Source organism: Paenibacillus sp. GQ49 (assembly GCF_059759055.1).
The window spans coordinates 57,632-78,430 of the sequence record NZ_JCAXEL010000023.1 but is presented as its reverse complement, the minus strand read 5'-3'; the positions used below and the strand labels follow the sequence as shown (position 1 = coordinate 78,430).

The 20,799-nt window shown below is 45.6% G+C and carries 16 protein-coding genes and 1 pseudogene; 15 read left to right on the top strand and 2 right to left on the bottom strand.

What is annotated here, in order from left to right; translation table 11 throughout:
- The first annotated feature begins 66 nt into the window (after positions 1-66).
- The 5 genes from AC6CIF_RS27435 (at position 67) to AC6CIF_RS27415 (ending at position 3,061) form a co-directional block, all read left to right on the top strand.
- On the top strand, positions 67-612 hold the full coding sequence (locus tag AC6CIF_RS27435; protein ID WP_498202296.1) for a 50S ribosomal protein L25: 546 nt from the start codon (positions 67-69) through the stop codon (positions 610-612).
- 336 nt (positions 613-948) lie between these two features.
- Positions 949-1,566, top strand: coding sequence for a hypothetical protein (locus AC6CIF_RS27430; protein WP_498202295.1), 618 nt, complete (start codon positions 949-951; stop codon positions 1,564-1,566).
- A gap of 12 nt (positions 1,567-1,578) precedes the next feature.
- A complete protein-coding gene (locus AC6CIF_RS27425; RefSeq protein ID WP_498202294.1) occupies positions 1,579-1,857 on the top strand; it encodes a hypothetical protein in 279 nt (92 codons plus the stop codon).
- 28 nt (positions 1,858-1,885) lie between these two features.
- Entirely contained in the window at positions 1,886-2,446 is a 561-nt protein-coding gene (locus AC6CIF_RS27420) for a DUF4303 domain-containing protein (RefSeq protein WP_498202293.1), read from the top strand.
- Positions 2,447-2,719: 273 nt separating this feature from the next.
- Positions 2,720-3,061 carry a hypothetical protein gene (locus tag AC6CIF_RS27415; protein ID WP_498202292.1) on the top strand — a complete coding sequence of 114 codons (342 nt, stop codon included), beginning with the start codon at positions 2,720-2,722 and terminating at the stop codon, positions 3,059-3,061.
- An 84-nt stretch (positions 3,062-3,145) separates the two neighbouring features.
- Here the strand turns inward: AC6CIF_RS27415 and AC6CIF_RS27410 are convergent, their stop codons facing one another.
- The gene (locus AC6CIF_RS27410; RefSeq protein ID WP_498202291.1) at positions 3,146-3,868 is read right to left on the bottom strand and encodes a YheC/YheD family protein; all 723 of its coding nucleotides are present in this window, start codon (positions 3,866-3,868) and stop codon (positions 3,146-3,148) included.
- Positions 3,869-4,324: 456 nt separating this feature from the next.
- Between AC6CIF_RS27410 and AC6CIF_RS27405 the strand changes: the two genes are divergently transcribed.
- The 6 genes and pseudogenes from AC6CIF_RS27405 to AC6CIF_RS27380 all read left to right on the top strand — a co-directional run bounded on the left by AC6CIF_RS27405 (position 4,325) and on the right by AC6CIF_RS27380 (position 14,003).
- Positions 4,325-5,419: a GtrA family protein gene (locus tag AC6CIF_RS27405; protein ID WP_498202290.1), complete on the top strand. Its 1,095-nt coding sequence runs from the start codon at positions 4,325-4,327 to the stop codon at positions 5,417-5,419.
- The gene (locus tag AC6CIF_RS27400; protein ID WP_498202289.1) at positions 5,419-7,710 is read left to right on the top strand and encodes a glycosyltransferase family 2 protein; all 2,292 of its coding nucleotides are present in this window, start codon (positions 5,419-5,421) and stop codon (positions 7,708-7,710) included. Before AC6CIF_RS27405 ends, AC6CIF_RS27400 begins: the two co-directional genes overlap by 1 nt.
- An 11-nt stretch (positions 7,711-7,721) precedes the next feature.
- Positions 7,722-9,575 carry a hypothetical protein gene (locus AC6CIF_RS27395; RefSeq protein WP_498202288.1) on the top strand — a complete coding sequence of 618 codons (1,854 nt, stop codon included), beginning with the start codon at positions 7,722-7,724 and terminating at the stop codon, positions 9,573-9,575.
- Positions 9,576-9,790: 215 nt separating this feature from the next.
- Positions 9,791-10,906, top strand: a pseudogene (locus AC6CIF_RS27390) (5-methyltetrahydropteroyltriglutamate--homocysteine S-methyltransferase); the annotation flags it as partial.
- A 362-nt stretch (positions 10,907-11,268) separates the two neighbouring features.
- Positions 11,269-13,212 (top strand): DUF6242 domain-containing protein, encoded by a 1,944-nt coding sequence (locus AC6CIF_RS27385; RefSeq protein ID WP_498202287.1) that lies wholly within the window; start codon positions 11,269-11,271, stop codon positions 13,210-13,212.
- 26 nt (positions 13,213-13,238) lie between these two features.
- Complete coding sequence (locus AC6CIF_RS27380; RefSeq protein WP_498202286.1) at positions 13,239-14,003, top strand: leucine-rich repeat domain-containing protein; 765 nt, start codon at positions 13,239-13,241, stop codon at positions 14,001-14,003.
- Between the two features lie 157 nt (positions 14,004-14,160).
- On the opposite strand, the gene AC6CIF_RS27375 is transcribed toward AC6CIF_RS27380, so the two are convergent.
- The gene (locus tag AC6CIF_RS27375) at positions 14,161-15,252 is read right to left on the bottom strand and encodes a GntR family transcriptional regulator (protein WP_498202313.1); all 1,092 of its coding nucleotides are present in this window, start codon (positions 15,250-15,252) and stop codon (positions 14,161-14,163) included.
- Positions 15,253-15,685: 433 nt separating this feature from the next.
- On the opposite strand from AC6CIF_RS27375, the gene AC6CIF_RS27370 reads away from it, so the two are divergent.
- The 4 genes from AC6CIF_RS27370 to AC6CIF_RS27355 all read left to right on the top strand — a co-directional run bounded on the left by AC6CIF_RS27370 (position 15,686) and on the right by AC6CIF_RS27355 (position 20,622).
- Entirely contained in the window at positions 15,686-17,302 is a 1,617-nt protein-coding gene (locus AC6CIF_RS27370; RefSeq protein WP_498202285.1) for a xylulokinase, read from the top strand.
- 1 nt (position 17,303) lies between these two features.
- Positions 17,304-17,999 carry an L-ribulose-5-phosphate 4-epimerase gene (locus AC6CIF_RS27365; protein WP_047840995.1) on the top strand — a complete coding sequence of 232 codons (696 nt, stop codon included), beginning with the start codon at positions 17,304-17,306 and terminating at the stop codon, positions 17,997-17,999.
- A 273-nt stretch (positions 18,000-18,272) separates the two neighbouring features.
- Entirely contained in the window at positions 18,273-19,691 is a 1,419-nt protein-coding gene (gene araA, locus AC6CIF_RS27360) for an L-arabinose isomerase (protein WP_145150737.1), read from the top strand.
- A gap of 160 nt (positions 19,692-19,851) precedes the next feature.
- Complete coding sequence (locus tag AC6CIF_RS27355) at positions 19,852-20,622, top strand: AAC(3) family N-acetyltransferase (RefSeq protein ID WP_498202284.1); 771 nt, start codon at positions 19,852-19,854, stop codon at positions 20,620-20,622.
- Positions 20,623-20,799 lie beyond the last annotated feature (177 nt).

Below are 20,799 nucleotides of genomic sequence, written 5' to 3'. Positions count from 1 at the left end.
CAGGGGATGGTTGGATGAGTATGAAAAATGTGAAAATATCATTTAATAAAGAGGAGCGAACATAGCATGACTACTAGTTTTCAGGCGGAGACCCGCATTCCATTAAATACATCCCGACTTAGGGATTTACGTAAATCCGGGCGTTTGCCAGGTATTGTTTTTGGCAAAAATACGGAGAATGAAATGATTCATATTCCAACAATACAATTTCAAAAATGGTTGAAGCAGGGTACGTCTGGTTTTATCGAACTGCAGTTTGAAGAGAAAGGCTCATTGACTGTATTGTTGGAAGATCTCCAGCGTGATCCAGTTACACGGGATTTACTTCATGTGGATTTTCAACAGGTGCAGACCAATGAGATCATGCGGACAAAAATTCCTGTCAAGTTCAACGGCACACCGATTGGCACAAAACAGGGCGGAGTCGTGCAAGTTCAATTATCTTCTATTGAAGTGGAGGCATTGCCGAGACACTTGCCAACGTCGATTGAATTTGACATTAGTACTATGGAACTTGGAGAAACGCTACATGTAAGTGATGCAACGTTTGCTCCAGATGTGACGGTGATCTCTGAGGGGAATGAGTCTCTTCTCTCTGTAGTTAAGCCTTAACAATTCCAAATTCGCAAAGCTGAATAATTCAAAATTAGCTGTACGGGTGATCATCCGTACGGCTAATTTGTGCTGATTACAAGATGTTGGCGTGCTCCCATCCTCACAAGGAGGGTAGTCTGGAATTCACCTCACGTATGTCTTTTGCTCACGTACAGGCGCAATGATCCTTATATTTCGCTACCTTTTCAAAGTTCATTCGCAAAATTCAGGTGTAAAGTAGGTAGACTCAGGAAAGGTAATCACTATAATGGAAATAAGATACATATATAGTTGAACCTGAACCGCTAAGGTTAATGGCATAACATTTCTAAACAGGGCGGTGAGCGAAAAGAGATGGACAAATTAAAGAATAGCGGATTCTATAAACTGAGATTCTTCATCACTCCTGAAGAGTTTAAAAGCCTTTTGCAGCTGTTGGAGCATCGGCAAGCGCAATTCTATCGTACCAATGCTGCCCGAACAGAGCATGATTATAATCAGGTGTACGAGGAGTATCAGACGTTCTATCAGTATTTTGTGGCAGGAGAAAAGAGAGATGACATCCATCCCTTCTTTGTTTACTCTATTTCTATTGCATCGGATCAAGAAAGTTCAGGATTTTTTGTGAGAAATGAAGGGGTTTCTTATCCATATTACGGACAATGGGCAGAGGATGAACTGCCGTTTATCTTGCTTTCATTTCCGAAAGGTTTCCAAGTTAATTTGGAAGATGAAAAAGGAAAGTACTATATATATGAGGATATCCGGGACCATAAGCCGCTGACCTATGCGTTTTTCGATGAAATAAGAGACTCTATCAAAAAAATGACCAAACCCCTTCGCTTCTCAGCCCGTGATGCAGATGCGATGAAGGAGCAAAAGCCCTCTGTGCGTATAAGCCACGATGCAATGCACGACTTGAGCCAATCGTGGATCTTCAATAAATATGGACTTGTGATTCATGGCAAATAGGAGGGGGCTGAAATGATGTCCGCCCTAAATATTATCTGTACCTGGGTACTGCTAGTTGCCTCATGTTCCGCAGTATGGTGGAGCTTCAGAACAGAAAAGCTTATAACCGTCTCCTGGCTGGCATTTTTGCTACCGGCTGTCTTCCAGCTTGTTACGGCTTTCCGGATTGGTCCAGGCCAAGCAAAGTCACTCATCGTGTTCGGCTGCATCAATCTGGTGTTTGCTGCCCTTGTGGGTGCAGGTGTTTGGTATCTAGTCCAAATAGCCAATTCATATCGAAGGGGCAAATGATCAACGAATGGAAAGGGGAACTCCAATCATGAAGCCAATGCAGGAAATAGAGACACTGGCCATAGAGATTGCCGCTGCCGCCAGAACATCTTTTTGTACTCTTTTTGAAAATGGTGAACGTTACTATTATTGTACGTTATACACTACTGGCGAAGGACATGCACCAAGCATCTCTGCCTGGTCGTGGGAAGCTTTGGCGTTGGAATCGGCTAGGCAAGCAGAGGAAAGTGATACGCCGGTATCCACGATTGCGAATCTCATCAAATGGTCGTATGCGGATTCGCCCTATTGTTGTTTTGGGGATGATCACTTTGACGGTGTCAAACAACGATATAACGAGCGTCCTTTCATTGCGGAACTGGAGAATGATGATTGGAATCGCGAGTTGGATGTGAGGCTGAACGCCATGGAGCTGGCGATGAAAATGCTCGATGATGAAGGCGTGTTTGCCTTAAATCAACCGCGAGAGTCCGTATGTGTCCTTGTTGAAGTCATGCCGCCGGATGAGATCAATACCGAAATTGCCTTACGTTTGAATCGGGCAGAATCTCCGGCTATGCAAGCATGGTTGGCGGAGGCGGCAGAATAGGGCATCAGGAGCGTTACTACGATGCTCGCAAGGCATACATACGACTTAATCTCGACAATCTTACTGAATTGGAAAATAGTAGACGATCAAATTTCCCGAACTACCTTTGTACATTAAAGGGTGGTTCTTTTTCGTGTTTGAGCTACGACATCAAGCTACCAGTTCCCCCCTACCACTGTACAAACACACTTTTTCTACCTTGTCCACATTTATACCTCACCAAAACTATTTAATTGCATTTAATAGACTATCAATAAAAAGGAGGTTTTGAGAATGGGAAATAGAAGACCTGGAGCACCTAGTGGTGGTTATGACCCTGTTCAGATCTTTAACTCGACTTCGTTTAATGCGAGTGGAGTAGTGGAGTATGCATCTATCTTCTGTAGCAACGATAGATATAGTGTTCAGCGTGACGAGACTTGGAGATCTTCCGACCGTGGTGTGTGCCTGGTAACTAGAATCACCGCGACGGTTAGAACACCGAGTGGAAATATTGAAGCCGAGCCTTATACCTCTTCAGGTACTTCGTACAGCCAGTTCGCCATTATACAGGTAGGGGTAAATCAGTTCCGAGTGACACGTGTTACAAGTGCGATTAGAAAATGCCGGAAATAACCGAAGTGGGTTAATATCGAGATTAGGTACGAAACATGAAGAGACGACTTGCCCGGATAACAGGCAGGTCGTCTCTTTTTCGGTTTAATTTTTCTTGTACCATAATATTCTGCGGTGCATCGAGGAGTCTTTCATAAGTCGGAAAGGGCGCAAATCCGGTTGATAATTTCCTTCAATGATCCAAATATGTCGTTTCTTGTCGACAGCAATATCGAACCCGACTTGTCTAAGCATGGGGTAATGCTCTCCCAATCGTATGGCGGCTAATCGTGCAACCTGTTCCGCTTTGACAAGTAAGCGCCGATCTCCAATTCGAGCTAGTCTCAGTGCTTTAATAACGGGAATGGGGCGGTTATTCACATTGGTAACTTGATATCCTCGTGCAGCAACTTTAGCATAGGAGCCTGTCACGTTCCAAGTGGACGAGGAGCCTTTTTTGCGCTGAACCATGATCCGAATGTCGAACGGCCTGTGTTTAATTTGAGCAAGCTGCAGACGCTTTTGGACAATATATTCATCACTTTTGATTGTTTGTTCAAACCATTCGAGTAACTGCTCGTTGTCTCTCATGGTGACTGTGTTATTTTCATTTTGAATACGATAAGCCTTTGCACCGCTTCGTTTAATGAACAGGATACCCTTTCCGTAACTGCCATTACGAGGTTTCAGTACAACGCTGGGATACTGAAGAAGCATCTTCGTTAGCGTTTCCTTTTCAAGCAACTGTGTTTCTGGCAACCGTTCAGCGAGAGAGGGCTCTTCGCGCAGAATGCCATACTGCAACCATTTGTCTCTTTCGAAAAACATTGGAATCACAGCCTTTTTCAATCGTCTACGGTAATTCTAATTCAAATTCGTGATCCGCATAAGTGGCCATCCGTCTAGATTTGTAAGTCGAAGCATGTCCAATCGGTCGATGGAGACAAAAGATGAACTATTACGAGAAACGACTGCATTCTGGGGAGGCGTTCATTCACGCTTCGAGTGGCTTCTGGATACGTAGGCGCACTTCTATCACCACCGTGGACAACTGCATGCCATGCTGGTACATGTGCTAAAACGAGAGCCAAATGTGCAATTGTTCGAGTAGTGCTAGACTAACCCTCAACTAGTATTTTTCGCCTATGAATTAGCTTATAAAAGAGTGCAACTTTTTTACCAATATATATACAAGTTATTCGTTTACTGTATGCCTTTTCGATGTTATACTCACAATATTCAAAAAAGAATCTGTGAAAATATGTCGAATTGAGGCTTATCAGGATGATTATAGGTAGACAAAACGGCGAAACGATCATCCTCATTCCATCGCTTGAACCGGATGAGAGACTTCCAGCCTATGTAAGGCAATTGCGAGAGTATGGATTTACTAATATTGTTATTGTGGACGACGGATCTGGTGAAGCGTACCAGTCGATTTTCGAGGAGCTTCGCGAGAACGGTTGTGCTTTGCTGACACATACGGAAAATCAGGGGAAGGGTGCGGCACTCAAGACCGGATTTGAGTATATTGGGAAGCAATTCGACGCATCTTCCTTCGTCGTAACCGCTGATTCAGACGGACAACACGCAGCTGAGGATGTATACCGCATAGCTCAAGAAGCAAGGCTTCACCCGGATTCGTTGGTGCTCGGGGTAAGGAACTTCAGCGAGGGGAATATACCTCCAAAGTCCCTGTTAGGCAATCGGATGACATCCTTTATTTTTGCCATGCTCTATGGTAGAAAACTGTCAGATACCCAGACTGGGCTTCGTGCCTTCGGTCCAGGGTTACTTGCGTTTATGCAGGATGTTCGCGGCACTCGATTTGAATATGAGCTGCAGATGCTTATCTCGTGCATTCAGTCTGGCATACCGATTCATACGATGCCAATCCAAGTCATTTATGAGAATGGCAATGCAGGCACTCATTTTAAAGCGATCCAGGATAGTGCTCGGGTCATGGGGGTGTTGTTCTCCAATTTCCTGCGGTTCATCTCATCGTCGGTGGCTAGTTCTGTTGTGGATTTGGGCATTGCCTGGTTTTTGATCGACGCGTTACGGCCCATGTTGGGTGAGCAGCACTATCTAAGAATTCTGCTTGCAACTGTGATTGCGAGAGTGATTTCCATTGTGGTCAACTATGTACTGAACAGACACTTTGTATTTCGCAAAGAGGATAGCCAGGGAAGTCTATGGCGCTATCTGACGTTATGCGGAGTAGTGATCTTGCTTTCCAGTACCGGTGTATATATATTCCATACCGTTCTCTTCGTAGATGAGAAATTGGCGAAATTCGTCTGTGATGCCTTGCTGTTCCTGCTCAGTTTCCAATTGCAGCGAAGATGGGTATTTGCAGCAAGGAGGAAGCAGTTGTAGTGCAAAACGAAAAAAGGCAGAATATCTTTTTTATCATCACGATGATCCTGATGTCGATTTATTTGGTATGGCGTACGTTCTTTACGTTGCCATGGGGTGAGGGCGTTCTGAACGTCATTTTTGGTATGCTGTTGATTGTGGCTGAAACGGTCACCGTACTGACAACCTTTGAATTATTCTTTCAAAAGATGCAAAAAGAACGTACACAGCTCGACTTTCCAGTCGTTCCGCCGGAGTATTATCCGGATGTGGATGTATTTATTGCTACGCATAATGAGCCTGTTGATCTGTTATATAAAACCGTTAATGCCTGCACGTTCATGGATTACCCGGACAAGCAGAAGGTTCATATCTATCTCTGTGACGATGGAGCAAGACCAGAGGTGGAGGAGCTTGCCAGACAGTTTGGCGTGGGATATCTGGGGTTCCACGGAAACAAGGATGCCAAGTCTGGTAATCTGAACAATGCACTGAGCAAAAGTTCTTCGCCGCTCATTGCAACGTTTGATGCGGATATGATTCCACAGCATACCTTTTTGATGAAAACGGTACCCTATTTCATGCTCTCCACGTTCATTAAGGAGAATGAGGTATGGCGTCCTCGCCGAGAGGACGAGATGGACCCTAAGTTCAAGCTTGGTCTGGTACAGACCCCGCAAAGCTTCTACAATCCAGATCTATTCCAGTTTAACCTGTATGCAGAGCAAGGCATTCCGAATGAACAGGATTTCTTCTCCAGAGAAGTGAACATCCTGCGTAATGCCTCTAATGCGGTAGCCTATACAGGAAGCAACACGATTATTTCCCGCCAAGGTATGGAAGACATCGGAGGTTTTCCGCTCAATACGATCACCGAGGACTTTGAGACAAGCATCCGCTTGCAGCAGGAAGGTTATATTACCTATGCAACTCAAGAGGTTCAAGCTGCCGGGCAGACAACAACAACAGTGAAGAGCATGATTAAACAACGGATTCGCTGGGCAAGGGGGATCATTCAGAGCCTGCAGAATACGCGTGCACCCTTGTCTGGCAAGCTTCCTTTCTGGACGAGAGTGACCTACTTAAGCAGTTTCTTATACTGGTGGTCCTTCTTTAATCGGTTGATTTTCATTTTGGCACCTATTTTATTTGCGTTATTCGACTTCCAGATTGTGAACACAACCTTCTGGCAAATCTTAATATTCTGGCTTCCTTCTTATTTCTTCTATAGTGTATCCATGCGATATCTGTCCAGCAATATTCGGAATCAGCGATGGAGTCAGGTTATCGATACCATATTTATGCCTTATCTGATCTGGCCGGTTCTCCTGGAGACGCTGGGTATTCGTGAGAAAAAATTCAAGGTCACCAACAAAAGCAGAGCAAGCGGTCGACAATGGATGTCTGCTCTGTTATATGCACTTCCGCATATCTTCTTGCTTTTGCTTTCCATTGCAGCCGTGATTCGGTATGTCAATGGCAAGTACGGCATTGCGCTGTTCTTCAGCAGTATCATTATTTTCTGGCTGATTCATAACATGATTGCGCTGTGTTACGCCCTGTTCTTCATGATTGGCCGCCGTGCGTATCGGGAGACAGAACGGATTCGGGCGCAGGAAGATGTCACGATTCACGACCAAGCCAACAATCTGCGATATCAGGCCAAAACGGTGGATGTATCCGAGCAAGGTATTGCCTTCTATGTTCCTTATCCCATTTATTTGGCTGAGCAGAAGATCATCTCACTGGTTGTCAAAACCGACCGGTATGAGGCTAACCTCGATGCAATCATCGTTTATGTGAAACAGGATGGAGAGGGCTGGCGTTACTCCGCAACGGTTCAGCCGATTGATGAGAATGATAACCGCCAATACATGCAAATCATCTACGACCGTAAACACTCATTGCCAGAGCAGATGAATCTGTGGGATACGGCTTATGACGATATGTTACGTAATGTGAAAAAACGGATTGTTCAACCCAGATCGGATCAGCGAAAAATGCCGCGGCTTTCCCTTCAGCTTCCAGTTCATTTCACCAATGATGCTAGCTGTACGCTGCGCAGCTTCAATTATCGTTTCTTCTCCGCGACGGGTTTCCATGGTGATATTGCGGCAGGAGCGGTCGTTACTTTTTATACGAATAGTAATATTGAAGTCATTTTGCAACATACGGGAAAAACGACAGCCCGTGAGCGCGAAGTGCTTCTCTCGGTGGAGAATATCGATGATATTGTGGAGAAGGGCCTGATCGACCAATTGCTGACTGATTTGATTCAGCCACATTCCGATCGTTTCACCAGAGAGGGTTAGGAGAGATAGAGATGCTCATTGTGCTTCATTTTGTGATGGGGGTTTTGTTGATAATCTCCTTTGTTGGTTATATGCAGTTTGTTCGGAAGACACTTGCACTACGATGGGAGTTTATCCCCGTATTTGTGTTTTCTGCGATAGCCTGCATTGTATATTTCGCTGGCTTGGCAGGTCAGCTCTTTATTGGAAGCATTGTTGTGTTGATACTAGGTTTGGTGCTTTTTAGAGATACGCTGGTTCGAGCTATCCGACGAGGGACCAAGCCGAATATATTGTTCTCAATATTTCAGTTTTCTTTTCTGGGCGGAACGTTCATCTTTTTGCTGATTCTGTTCCAAAATGAATTGACACACTACGATAATTTCTCGCACTGGGCCATTGTGTTGAAGCAGATGCTGAGTACAAATGCCTTTCCGACACCAGACTCCAGCCTAATTGATTTTAAAAACTATCCGCTGGGGACTTCTTCATTTATTTATTATGTCTGTCGCTTCATGGGGCATTCCCAGTCCGTGATGCTTTTGGCACAAGGTCTGCTTATCTTTTCCTGTTTTTATGCCATGTTTGGCATCGTTTCAGAGAAGAAACGCTTTCTTCTGTATGCTTTTCTCGGACTCGGGTTATCTACACTTTCTTTTTTCAACCTTACGATTCGGATCACCAATCTACTCGTGGATTTTTTGCTGCCGATCTACGCGCTAGCGATCCTGGCGGTGATTTACCAATATCGTAATGAGATCAAAAAGGCATGTATTGTTGTTCTTCCGCTTGCCGGGTTGCTGACGATCATCAAAAGCACAGGGATTATTTTCGCAGTGATCGGCCTGATCTTCCTGTTGTACACTTGGCTGAGAAATGGGCAGCGCTTAAACTGGAAAGTCGGACTGGCTGTGCTGGGTACCATTGGTGGCTCATTACTTCCATATTTCGGCTGGAGCTGGCGAATGGCGACGGTATTCCAAGGGATTGATAACAAGTTCGAGGGAACAGCCTCGGTGATCCAAGCTGGCAAGACGGGAGAACAGAAATGGGAGATCCTGACGCTCTTCCTGAAATCAAGCATAGATATCACGTCCAGGCCTGTGCTCGGAATTGTACTTTTCCAACTTATCGCAATTGCAGCATCTGTATTTGCCATCGTTGTGCTTAAGAAGAAGTGGAACTTGTGGAAAGCATTAATTGCGTTGGACGTTGTTCTGTTACTGTACTATGCGGGTATTCTGGCGTTGTATCTCTTCTCCATGCCATTGGATGAAGCAATTGTCCTGGCTGGATTTGAGCGTTATGCATCGAGTATCGTGGTGCTGTTCGCCGGTGGGCTGGTGTTGTGCGCTGCGATCGACTTGGAGCGATCATTCCACTATCGGATCGGTGAAGTACCAGATTATCAATCCTTTAAGACGGTTGAGACAAAAGGTCATTATCAAAAAGGCATTATCGGCTGTATGGCGGTTGCGGCCACCATCCTTTTATCCGAATATAATGGTATCGTGTCTATTGCCCAAAGCTATGATACAACGCTCCCTTACAAGATTCATGCGGTTACTGGTGATCGGTGGTACCCAGGTGGGCAAGAGGATAACAACAGATATCTCTTCTACGCCTCAGACAGGGACCAACAAGTCACGAACTATTACATGCAATATGTAGGGAAGTATTTCTTGTATGCTCCTCATGTGGACGGGATTGTGTTGTTCTATGAGGATAATATGGATAACCTTCTGAGCGGCTATGATTATCTAGTGGTTGTCGAGACCGATCTCAACGCCAAGTGGTTGCTGAAAAAGCATTATGGCATCGACATGCAGGAGGGTATCTACAAAATCACCCGTTCCGGGGATCAGATCGTTCTTACGTTGACCTGAGATCATAATTGTTGAGATCCTGTTCCGGTTATCCGGTCAGGTAAAATGGAATACATGATTGTATATAGAGTCTCCTTAAATATAGCCCGCTATAGCTAATACCTATAGCGGGCTATAACTCTTTCGTAGAACAGCTATTCCGATCGGATATGTTATATTTAATTCTATAATGATAAACGGGGAGATTAAATTATGAGCATACAAACAGAACCTAACAACGAACAGTCACTCCATTTCGATATGATATTGTGGGCAGTTTCCTGCGCCCGAGTGCGTTGAAGGATGCCCGATTAAAATACCAGAACGGCGAAATTACCACGGAACAGTTGAATGAAGTGGAGAATGCCGAGATTGTGAAACTTGTACAGAAGCAAAAAGAGGTTGGCCTTCAGGCTGTAACGGACGGCGAATTCCGCCGCTCTTGGTGGCATCTGGACTTCTTCTGGGGACTGGATGGTGTAGAGCGGACGATCATTGATGAGGGATATCGATTCAACGGTGCGACATCCAGACCGGAAACAGCTCGTCTGAGCGGCAAAATCAGCTATAGCAGTCATCCATTTGTAGCGCATTATGCCTTCTTGAAAGAAGCGGCTGGGGAAGACGTTGTTGCCCGTCAATCTATTCCAGCAGCAGCCCAGTTCCTATTCGAATTGGACCGGGCAGATAATAAGGAAAGCACACAGGCCATCTATCCGAACCGCCAAGAGCTTCTTTCTGACATTGCTGGGGCGTACAAAGCATCCATCCTGGCTTTCTATGAAGCCGGTTGCCGCAGCATCCAGATTGATGATTGCACGTGGGGTGCACTGTGTGACCAACAGTTCATCGTAGTGATGGAGCAGATTGGCGTCAATGTGGAAGAGTATGCAAACGAACTCGCAAAACTGAACGAACAAGTGGTATCTGGCCTGCCGGAAGACCTCGTAGTAACGACTCATGTCTGCCGCGGTAATTATGTTTCGACATTTGCAGGAGTCGGTGGCGGTTATGAGCCGATTGCGCAGACACTTCTGAGCATCGATAACTACTCTGGCTTCTACCTGGAGTTTGATACGGAACGGGCTGGTGACTTCAAACCACTTCGTTTCCTGAAGGATAACCAGCAGGTTGTACTTGGCCTCTTCTCTTCCAAATTCGGAGAGTTGGAGAACAAGGAAGATATCCTGAAACGGATTGAGGAAGCTACACAATATGTTGATCTGGATCGAATCTGCCTGAGTCCACAATGCGGCTTCGCTTCCACGGAAGAAGGAAACCATCTGACCGAGGAACAGCAATGGCGCAAGCTTGCCTTCATTAAGGAAATTGCTGAAGAGCTCTGGAAGTAACATTTGCAGCGTCATTCATCATTTACGCATGTGTTTATGTATAAGAAAAAATCGCTAAAAAGCCGTACGGACCATCATCCGTATGGCTTTTTGGTGTAAATCCTCATTGTAGAGTGGATGTTTGATCAGAGCCCATATCAGCCAAGAGAGTGAAGCCATGGGTAGAGATGAGAATAACGGATCAGCCCATATTATATTAGGGTTACATTCCTTGATGAAGTAGTCCATTATCCGTTCTTAACGGAACAGTTATAGGATTGAGTGCGGGAGGGGTTCTATTAAATTAGGATGAAGATATTATCCATGTATTACATTCCAGATCATGGTATATTTGTAGTATTAAATAATGTAAGGAGATAACTATGAGTCGCACACTAGTTTTTTCACTAAAAGTAATACCTCTGCTGTTAACTACGATTCTGCTGTTTTCCCTAATTTCTGTACATCCTGCCCAGGCAGAGGGTGAAGTTGCGAACATTGAGGATGCTGTAGTAAAAAGTCAGTTGAACCTTAATTGGTCTTCGTTGGATGAGTTAAATAGTGGAGTTTCCCATTCCATTGCCTATGGTGGAGGGATTTATATGATGCCAGCTGCCGGAGGTTATGTGAAAACCTCTAAGGACGGAGTTACATGGAAGACAATCTATACCGGGAATCCAGTAGATTTTAGTTTGATTATTCATGGAAAGTCAGAATTCATGGGTTTTCGTGAGGAAGCAGATATCGTAACCGTATGGACATCCACTGATGGTCTGTCATGGGAGAAGTTAAATAATTCAATACATATAAGATTTTTAAAAGACGCCGTATGGAACGGGAAACGATATATTGCAGTTGGTGGAACAACATATGAAGGAAAGATTTTCTCTTCAGAGGATGGATTAACGTGGACCGAGCGAAAAACAGGTATCTCCACCAATTTTACAGCCGTAGCATGGGGCAATAATACCTTCGTGGCTCAAGGTTATGAAGGCGGAGTCGTAGCGGTATCCAAAGACGGAATCACCTGGAAAAAGGTGAAGACCAATCAGCCTAATTATGAGCAAGTTTGGGATATGACCTATGGCGGTGGAGCTTTTGTTGCTGTAGGGGATGCAACGATCATGACCTCGAAGGATGGACTGAAATGGACATACGTATCGTCCAAAGCCTTTTGGTCCAAGGTGTACTGGGCAAAGGACAGATTTTATATTTTTGGTTTTGAATATGTGAATAAAGCCAATCATGTCTTGAAGGAGGTCAACTGGACATCCAAGGATGGTAAGAGCTGGAGCGACGCTGGGTTTGCAACTAGCCCTAAGCAGAACCCGTTTTTTACCATTCACAACGGCAAACAGTATATAACGATTACGGATGCTGGTATTCAAACATCTGCGGATGGGCGCAAATGGAAGCTGACAAAGCGATATCCTTTTGTGCTTCCAAGTAACGTATATGAAGCAGCAGTGAGCAAGGATAGGCTGGTGCTGGTGGGTGGGTATCGTAGCCAGCTTAACTTCATTTCCGTCAGCTCGCAGGGTTCTGCAAAGATGAACACGGCTGGCAAATGGCAATCTTCTTATGTGGATCAAGCGTATCCACTTCGGGGAGTTGTATGGTCAGGGAAGGACTTTTTTGCAGTAGGAGATAACGGGAAGATGATGTACTCTGTTGATGGGGTAAAGTGGACGGACATTAAATCCCCGACAACTCAATCACTTATGAGCGTGCTGTATGCCAATAATACGTATTACGTGGCAGGCGATGCCGGCACGATTCTTTCTTCCAAGGATCGGAAGACGTGGAAAACATTGAACACTAATGTAAAGAAAAAAATCAATGCGATGGCATCAAACGGCACAACACTGGTAGCCGTTGGAGAAAAAGGGCTTTTGCTCGTCTCCGAGGATGGTCTGAAGTGGAACGAAATCCCGGCACGGTTTCCTGGACATAATTTCGATGTGGTATGGGGTGACGGAAAATTTGTCGTGACCACTGCCAGTTACTATGGGAATGCACAGAGTGCGGTTATTTTGACTTCAGAGGACGGTAAGAAATGGGCGAGGACAGAGTTCCGTGACGAATTATATGCTCGTGGAATGAACACTGGATTCTTTGGCATCTCATACGTGGGCAATCTCTTCATTGCTGTTGGCAGTGAAGGTTCCATCTTCCTTTCCGATGACGCTGAGAAATGGACCAAGCAGGAAGTCTTGACGGTAGACGATTGGTACGATGCGGTGGAGTTTAAAGGGAAAGTGTACGTCTTTGGAAATACAGGTAAAATCGTTACGGCTGACCTCAACTCCTTGAAACGGAGCCACTAATTAAGATGCTTAAAAGGAGATTCTATATGCGTAATCAATTCATCAAAAGTATGATCGTACTTTGTTTGGTTTTTGTATTATTACCGGCAACGAGCGTTTTGGCTGCGTCGTCGCTTATTAAGGACCCGGTCTTGGCCAAAGTTATTCGAGCAGATTTGAAGATGTCGGCTAAGAAGGAAATAAAGGCTGCCGATTTGAAAAAATTAAAATCTCTATATGCTATGGAATTAAAAAGTAAGATTTCTAACCTGCAAGGTCTTGAACATGCCGTTAATATGACGGATTTATTCTTGCCTGGTCAAAATATAAAAAATATTAAGCCACTCAACAAGTTAAAAAAATTGACGTTCTTGGCTGTTGAAGGCAATCAGATTGCAGATATCTCACCACTTTCAGGTCTCACTAATCTGCAAAATCTGGTTATGGACAATAACAAAATAAAAAGCCTGGCTCCATTAAAAAATATGCGTAAGCTGACCAGTTTACTCGCCAGTGGGAATCAGGTGACCGATCTAAGTCCTCTTCAGAAATTAAAGTTGGAATGGGTCATTATGAATGATAATAAAATTCAAGATCTGACACCTTTCAAAAACCATCCAACCTTGGAGTATCTATATGTAGAAGATAACCTCATTGAGGATATTGCAGTGCTCGAAACCATCCCACATCTAACAGAGGTATATTTGGCTAACAATCCGTTGAATGATCGAGCAGAGCAGGTTGTGAAAAACTTGAAGAAGAAAGGCGTCGTTGTAAGTCTGGTAAGCGAAGAAGCGGAGCAGTCGAAGTAGTTTCGATTAGAGAAGATGTATAAGTATATGTAAGAAGAAGTTAATCCCTCATTATAATGAACAAAAACAAAGAAGGCCGCAGATATTCTGACGGCCTTCTTTAAGTATGTTGGACAGAAACGCTCGGTAACAACTTAACTCCTGTCCCACAACAATATTATTCCACTACGATCTCCTTCACCGTCTCCCCCTCAACCAGCACCGGCTGATAGTAGGTATTCGTGGGCATATCCTTTTTGCCTTGCAGATTTTTGATCACCCAGTCTGCGGCGTCGCGGCCCATTTGCTCTTGGGGATGGGTTAGCGTTGTAAGTCTTATGTTGGCGTTCTTGGCAATATACGAATTGTCCTGTCCAATGATGGATAACTCATCCGGGATCGAGATGCCCAGTTGCCTGCAGGCGTTCACGACCTCCAGTCCCACTTCATCGTTGTAACAAACAATCGCGGTGAGCGCATCCCTGTTTTCGTCCAGATATGTGGCTACACTAGAAGATAACTCTGGTTTCGATGCGGTATCAAAGGAAAGCACTTGCTCGGGATGGAACCGTAACTTCGCTTCACCCAGCGCCTTGATGTATCCCTTCATCCGGTACTTGCCTTGTAAATCATCCATTTTGGCAATAATGCCGATCTGGGTATGGCCTTTGGCGATTAATTCACGTGTGGCAAGATAACTGGATTGCACGTCATCCAGGCAGAAGAACGGAACCTCCAACTCCTCATAGAACGCATTAATCATCGTAAACGGCACATCCTGCTCTTTGAACGATAGGTAGTATGCAATGTTGGGATTGTACAGATTACTTTTGGTCGGTTCGACAATTAGGCCATCCACGCCGTAGGAGAGCATCATTTCGAGTGCTTTTTTCTCCTGCGCTACATCATTATTAGTACTGGCCAGCAGTAACGAGTAGTTGTCCTCATTCAGACGACTCTCAATACCGCGGATAATGGACGGAAAGATGTAATCCGAGATGTATGTCGTGATCACACCGATCGTTTTCTTCGACGTATTGCCACCTGATCGTGATCGATACTGATTGCTAACGTAGGTCCCTGACCCCTTTTCGCTTCGTAAAAATCCTTCATTAGATAACTCCAAAATAGCCTTCCGCACCGTCTGGCGACTTACGGTGTAGCTTTCCTGTAATGCTAACTCGGTTGGGATCTGTTCGCCTATGCTATATGTCCCCGAAAGGATATGACTCTTTATATCATCAATAATGACCTGGTATTTTGGCTTCACGTAGTCCACTTCTTTCATCGTTACTCATCTATATCAACGTTGTTGTTCAAATAGTTGTACGTACATATTTTAGCATGATTCAGATAGGATGAAAATAAAACCGAACATTTTTCGAAATAAACCGTACATATCCAGCCTTTTTCGATGGAGGTGTACCTTACAGCATAGCCGTTTTATAGCCATATAAGACCTTTGAATGGTCAAATAGAGTACATTATGTGTCCTTTGTAAGTATAACTATTATATATTATTGACAAATGTACGTACAAAAAATATACTAAGGCTGTCAGAAAAGGAAAGCGCATTCTTTGAAAACACAACAGGAAGTACTTATACAAAAATATTATTAGTCACTGCTATAAGTAGAAGATTCACCTTATATATGCATCCTTTGGGATGTGAAATCGCGACCGGAGAGGGGATACACGTGATTATGAGTCAATTGGACTTGAAAGAAGCCATTACCAAGGGCACTACTTCACTAGGAATTGAATTTGGATCAACGCGGATTAAGGCGGTGTTGATTGACGAACGTTTTGAGACCATCGCGTCAGGCAGTTATGAATGGGAGAACCTCCTGAAAGATGGATATTGGACGTACAACCAGGAGGATATCATCACAGGACTGCAAACGGCTTATCGTGAGATGAAGCAAGATGTGGAACAAAAATACGGAATTACGCTGCGAACGGTCGGTTCTATCGGATTCTCGGCTATGATGCACGGATATATCGCATTGGATAGCACGGGCGAAATGCTGGTACCTTTCCGCACCTGGCGTAATGCTACTACAGGAGCAGCTGCAAGGGAGCTAACGGATCTTCTACAATTCAATATTCCGGAACGTTGGAGCATCGCTCACTTGTACCAAGCAATCTTAAATGAAGAGGCACATGTGCCACAGATCGATCACCTGACAACTCTGGCTGGATACATCCATTGGTTGCTGACGGGCAATAAGGCGATTGGGATCGGCGATGCTTCAGGCATTTTCCCAATTGACGAGTCTACACATAACTATCACCCATCCATGATCCAACAGTTCGACGAACAGATCGCAGGCAAAGGTTATCCGTGGAAGGTCGTGGACCTTCTTCCCAAGGTCTATCTCGCGGGTGAGAATGCAGGTGCATTGACGGAAGCGGGAGCCAAGTTGCTCGACCCTTCGCAAGATCTGCAAGCAGGCATTCCGCTCTGCCCGCCAGAAGGCGATGCCGGAACGGGTATGGTGGCAACAAATAGCGTGAGAAAACGTACGGGGAACATCTCCGTCGGCACATCCGTATTTGCGATGATTGTACTGGAGAAGGAATTGTCCAAAGTGTATCCCGAGATCGATATGGTCACCACGCCGGATGGCAGTCCAGTAGGGATGGTGCATGCCAACAACTGTTCCAGTGATATCAACGCATGGGTGGGATTGTTCCGCGAATTCTCTCAAGCGATGGGATATGAAGTGGATAACGCCAAGTTGTTTAGCGTGTTGTTTAACAAGGCTTTGGAGGCAGACCCTGATGGTGGCGGCTTGCTCAGCTACGGTTATTACTCAGGTGAGAACATTACGGGACTTGAGAAAGGCCGTCCATTGTTCGTCCGTTCCCCGGAAAGCAACTTCAATCTGGCAAACTTCATGCGGACACATCTGTTCAGTGCCTTCGGTGCACTCAAGCTGGGTATGGACATTTTGACGGAGGAAGAGAATGTAGCCATTGACAGCATTTTGGCTCACGGTGGCCTGTTCAAAACGCCTGTCGTCGGACAACGGATTGTAGCTGCTGCAATGAACGTACCGGTGTCGGTAATGTCTACCGCTGGTGAAGGCGGCGCATGGGGCATGGCACTTCTGGCTTCGTACATGATCAACAAGGATCAAGAGGAAAGCCTGGGTGTGTTCCTGGAGCAGAAAGTCTTTAACGATGTTGAGGGAGTCGAAGTGGCGCCGGATGCATCGGATGTGAAAGGGTTTGAAGCATTTATCGAACGCTACCGGAATGGACTCACAATTGAGCAATCAGCTGTAGATCATCTGGTAGAGAACGGGAGGGAATAACATGTTAGAACAATTGAAAGAAGAGGTATTCCAGGCGAATCTGGAACTGCCAAAGCACGGACTTGTGAAATTCACATGGGGTAACGTCAGCGCAATCGATCGGGAAAGCGGTCTGTTCGTGATCAAACCAAGTGGCGTTAGCTACGATGTGATGAAAGCAAGCGACATGGTTGTGGTTGATCTGGACGGTAACGTGGTGGAGGGTGAGATGAGACCTTCCTCGGACACCGCAACACATGCCGTACTATATAAGCATTACTCGGAAATTGGTGGCATCGTGCACACACACTCCACGTGGGCGACCATCTGGGCGCAAGCCGGACTGGACGTACCTGTAATGGGAACCACACATGCGGACACGTTCTACGGGGCGGTGCCTTGCGCACGTTTCCTGAATCAGGACGAGGTTGATCGTGGATACGAAGCGGAGACAGGGCGCGTCATTATTGAAACGTTTGAGCAGCGTGGGATTGATGTTATGGCAGTTCCGGCTGTGTTACTTCATGGTCATGCACCGTTTACGTGGGGGAAAGATGCCAAGTCAGCGGTGGTGAACAGTGTCGTGCTGGAGGAAGTGTGCAAAATGAACCTGTACGCGCGGCAATTGAATAACTTCGCGAAAGAACTGCCGCAAGGCATTTTGGATAAACACTATCTGCGAAAACACGGAAAAGACGCGTATTACGGACAGAAGTAATTAGGTTATAAGAGTGACTGGAAGCATGTTCTGGCTTCCAAGTGGTTTAGTGTGGGAATGACTTGTTCAACTATACTTTTTACACGATAACGGAGAGTGCAGAACCAATCTGAAGAAGCGAAGCGCTCGCGTTTATCACAGGATTTTCCCTTTGCAAAAAGGGAATCAAAGAAATCCGGGGATAACCAGCGATCGGAAGATGGTACTGCAATCGCAGTGCGCTAGTGTAAACCCATATGTTCAACTATAAAATAATGAAATGAGGATGATTATATGTCAGCAGCAAAAGAATTCTGGTTTGTGGTCGGTTCACAGCACTTGTACGGAGAAGAAGCACTGGGCGAAGTAAAAGCCAACGCACAGAAAATTACGGATGCCCTTAATGCAAGTGGCGTACTGCCGTACCCACTCGTATTGCAGGATCTGGCGGTAAGCGCAGATAAAATCACAAGCACGATGAAGGAAGTCAACTATCGCGACGAAGTAGCGGGTGTCATCACGTGGATGCATACGTTCTCCCCGGCAAAAATGTGGATTCGTGGTACAAAATTGCTGCAAAAACCTTTGCTGCACTTGGCAACCCAATTCAACGAAAGCATTCCTTGGGCGACGATCGACATGGACTTTATGAACTTGAACCAAGCCGCTCACGGTGACCGCGAGTATGGCTTCATTAATGCCCGTCTGAGAAAACAAAATAAAATCGTTGTTGGCTACTGGGAGCGCCCAGAAGTGCAACAGCAGGTTGCTGACTGGATGGACGTAGCGGTAGCTTATAATGAAAGCTTTAACATCAAAGTAGCGCGCTTCGGCGATAACATGCGCAACGTGGGCGTAACCGAAGGTGATAAAGTTGAAGCACAGATCCAATTCGGATGGACCGTTGATTACTTCGGCATTGGCGACCTCGTGCAATATGTGAACGCCGTAACGGAGCAGGAAATCGATGATCTGATTGCTCAGTATAAAGACCTCTATGAATTTGATTATGGCACAAACAGCAAGGAAGCTTGGGAAGCCAGCGTACGTGTGCAAGCGAGCTATGAGATTGCGATCAAACGTTTCCTGGACGAAGGTGGGTACAGTGCCTTCACGACGAACTTTGAAGATCTGCATGGCATGAAACAGCTTCCAGGTCTGGCTGTGCAACGCCTGATGGCTCAAGGGTACGGATTTGCCGGTGAGGGTGACTGGAAAACAGCTGCGCTGGATCGCTTGCTGAAAATCATGGCCCATAACGAGAACACTGGCTTCATGGAAGACTACACATACGAGATGGCCGCTGGACAGGAAGCTATCCTGCAATCTCACATGCTTGAAGTAGATCCGACACTTGCCAGCACGAAACCAAGAATCATCGTGTCCCCACTGGGTATTGGCGATCGTGAAGATCCTGCACGTCTCGTGTTCGATGGCAAAGCAGGCGAAGGTGTCGTGGTATCCATGGCAGACTTCGGTACACATTACAAACTGCTGATCAACGAAGTATCTGCATTCGAGCCAACCGTTCCAGCACCTAACCTGCCGGTAGCACGTGTTCTGTGGAGCGTGAAGCCTAACTTCCAAGATGGAGTGAAAGCATGGATCGAAAATGGTGGTGGTCACCATACGGTTGTATCCTTGAACCTGACTACAGATCAGATCGTAACGTATGCGAAGCTGGTGAATCTGGAGTACGTTATTATTAAGTAAAAGTTGAACGGTAGTTACTGCCTGAACTCAACCAATTTTTTTCTCTGTGGCCGGGGGTTAACCCTCGGCCCTTTGTTTGTTATGCTGAGAAGCATGATGTGAAGCTGAGCAAGGATTTGCTTTTTCATCGAAAAGGGATAAGAAATGAAGGAGGAAGGACATGTATACAAAAGAAAGCTTGATGCAGCAACTAGAGCAGCTTGGTATGGATAGGCAAGGCACGTTGCTCATTCACTCTTCAATGAAAAGTATAGGCGAGGTTGAAGGTGGAGCAGACACGGTGCTGGATGCCTGTAGCGAGTATATGAAAGACGGATTGTTGGTGCTTCCCACGCATACGTGGTCTACCATTAATGCGGATAACCCATTGTTCCACGTGGAAACTTCTTCCTGTTGTGTAGGTATTCTTCCTGAACTATTTCGTCAACGTCCGGGCGTGGTTCGTTCGTGGCACCCAACGCACTCGGTAGCAGCACTGGGACGGGACGCAGAGGCGTTTACGAAGGACGATCATCTCTTCGATACACCATGTGCGAGAGGTTCAGCATGGGGGAAACTGCTCGATCGGAAAGCGACGATCTTGTTAGTAGGCGTTGACTTGAAGCGGAATACATTTATCCATGGGGTCGAAGAGTGGGTGGATATCCCTGGCAGAATGACGGACGAGCATGAGATGCTTTATACGGTTTTACCAGATGGAAGCCAGATTTCAGTACCATCCCGCAGACATTGTGGATTGCCATGGTCGGAGCATTTCTGGAAAGTAGATGAGGTACTGGTTCGCGAAGGTGCGATGCGTAAAGGGAAGCTCGGTGATGCGGTTGTTAGAGTGTGTGATGCCGCTAAGACAGCAGAGGTAACTACAGAGATGCTGAAGGATAACCCCGATCTATTCACGGACAATCTCCCTCTACATGCGGTAACCGAATGATATAAGGGCCGTCCGATAGTCGGATGGCTCAATATGAATTACATGACAATGTCCATATATCTCCGGAATAGATGATCTTCCTCTCCTGTTTGTACTCTAAACCTTTAAAAGCATTCATAAATAATCAGAAATAGATCAGCATTTCGATCAGAGGTTGGTCGGACTTCCAGTGTATGG

Coding starts and splice junctions, on each gene's coding strand:
- AC6CIF_RS27355 (WP_498202284.1), top strand. CDS start 19,852: ATGTATACAAAAGAAAGCTTGATGCAGCAACTAGAGCAGCTTGGTATG.
- AC6CIF_RS27365 (WP_047840995.1), top strand. CDS start 17,304: ATGTTAGAACAATTGAAAGAAGAGGTATTCCAGGCGAATCTGGAACTG.
- AC6CIF_RS27430 (WP_498202295.1), top strand. CDS start 949: ATGGACAAATTAAAGAATAGCGGATTCTATAAACTGAGATTCTTCATC.
- AC6CIF_RS27435 (WP_498202296.1), top strand. CDS start 67: ATGACTACTAGTTTTCAGGCGGAGACCCGCATTCCATTAAATACATCC.
- AC6CIF_RS27415 (WP_498202292.1), top strand. CDS start 2,720: ATGGGAAATAGAAGACCTGGAGCACCTAGTGGTGGTTATGACCCTGTT.
- AC6CIF_RS27395 (WP_498202288.1), top strand. CDS start 7,722: ATGCTCATTGTGCTTCATTTTGTGATGGGGGTTTTGTTGATAATCTCC.
- AC6CIF_RS27380 (WP_498202286.1), top strand. CDS start 13,239: ATGCGTAATCAATTCATCAAAAGTATGATCGTACTTTGTTTGGTTTTT.
- AC6CIF_RS27370 (WP_498202285.1), top strand. CDS start 15,686: ATGAGTCAATTGGACTTGAAAGAAGCCATTACCAAGGGCACTACTTCA.
- AC6CIF_RS27385 (WP_498202287.1), top strand. CDS start 11,269: ATGAGTCGCACACTAGTTTTTTCACTAAAAGTAATACCTCTGCTGTTA.
- AC6CIF_RS27410 (WP_498202291.1), bottom strand. CDS start 3,868: ATGTTTTTCGAAAGAGACAAATGGTTGCAGTATGGCATTCTGCGCGAA.
- AC6CIF_RS27405 (WP_498202290.1), top strand. CDS start 4,325: ATGATTATAGGTAGACAAAACGGCGAAACGATCATCCTCATTCCATCG.
- araA (WP_145150737.1), top strand. CDS start 18,273: ATGTCAGCAGCAAAAGAATTCTGGTTTGTGGTCGGTTCACAGCACTTG.
- AC6CIF_RS27425 (WP_498202294.1), top strand. CDS start 1,579: ATGATGTCCGCCCTAAATATTATCTGTACCTGGGTACTGCTAGTTGCC.
- AC6CIF_RS27420 (WP_498202293.1), top strand. CDS start 1,886: ATGAAGCCAATGCAGGAAATAGAGACACTGGCCATAGAGATTGCCGCT.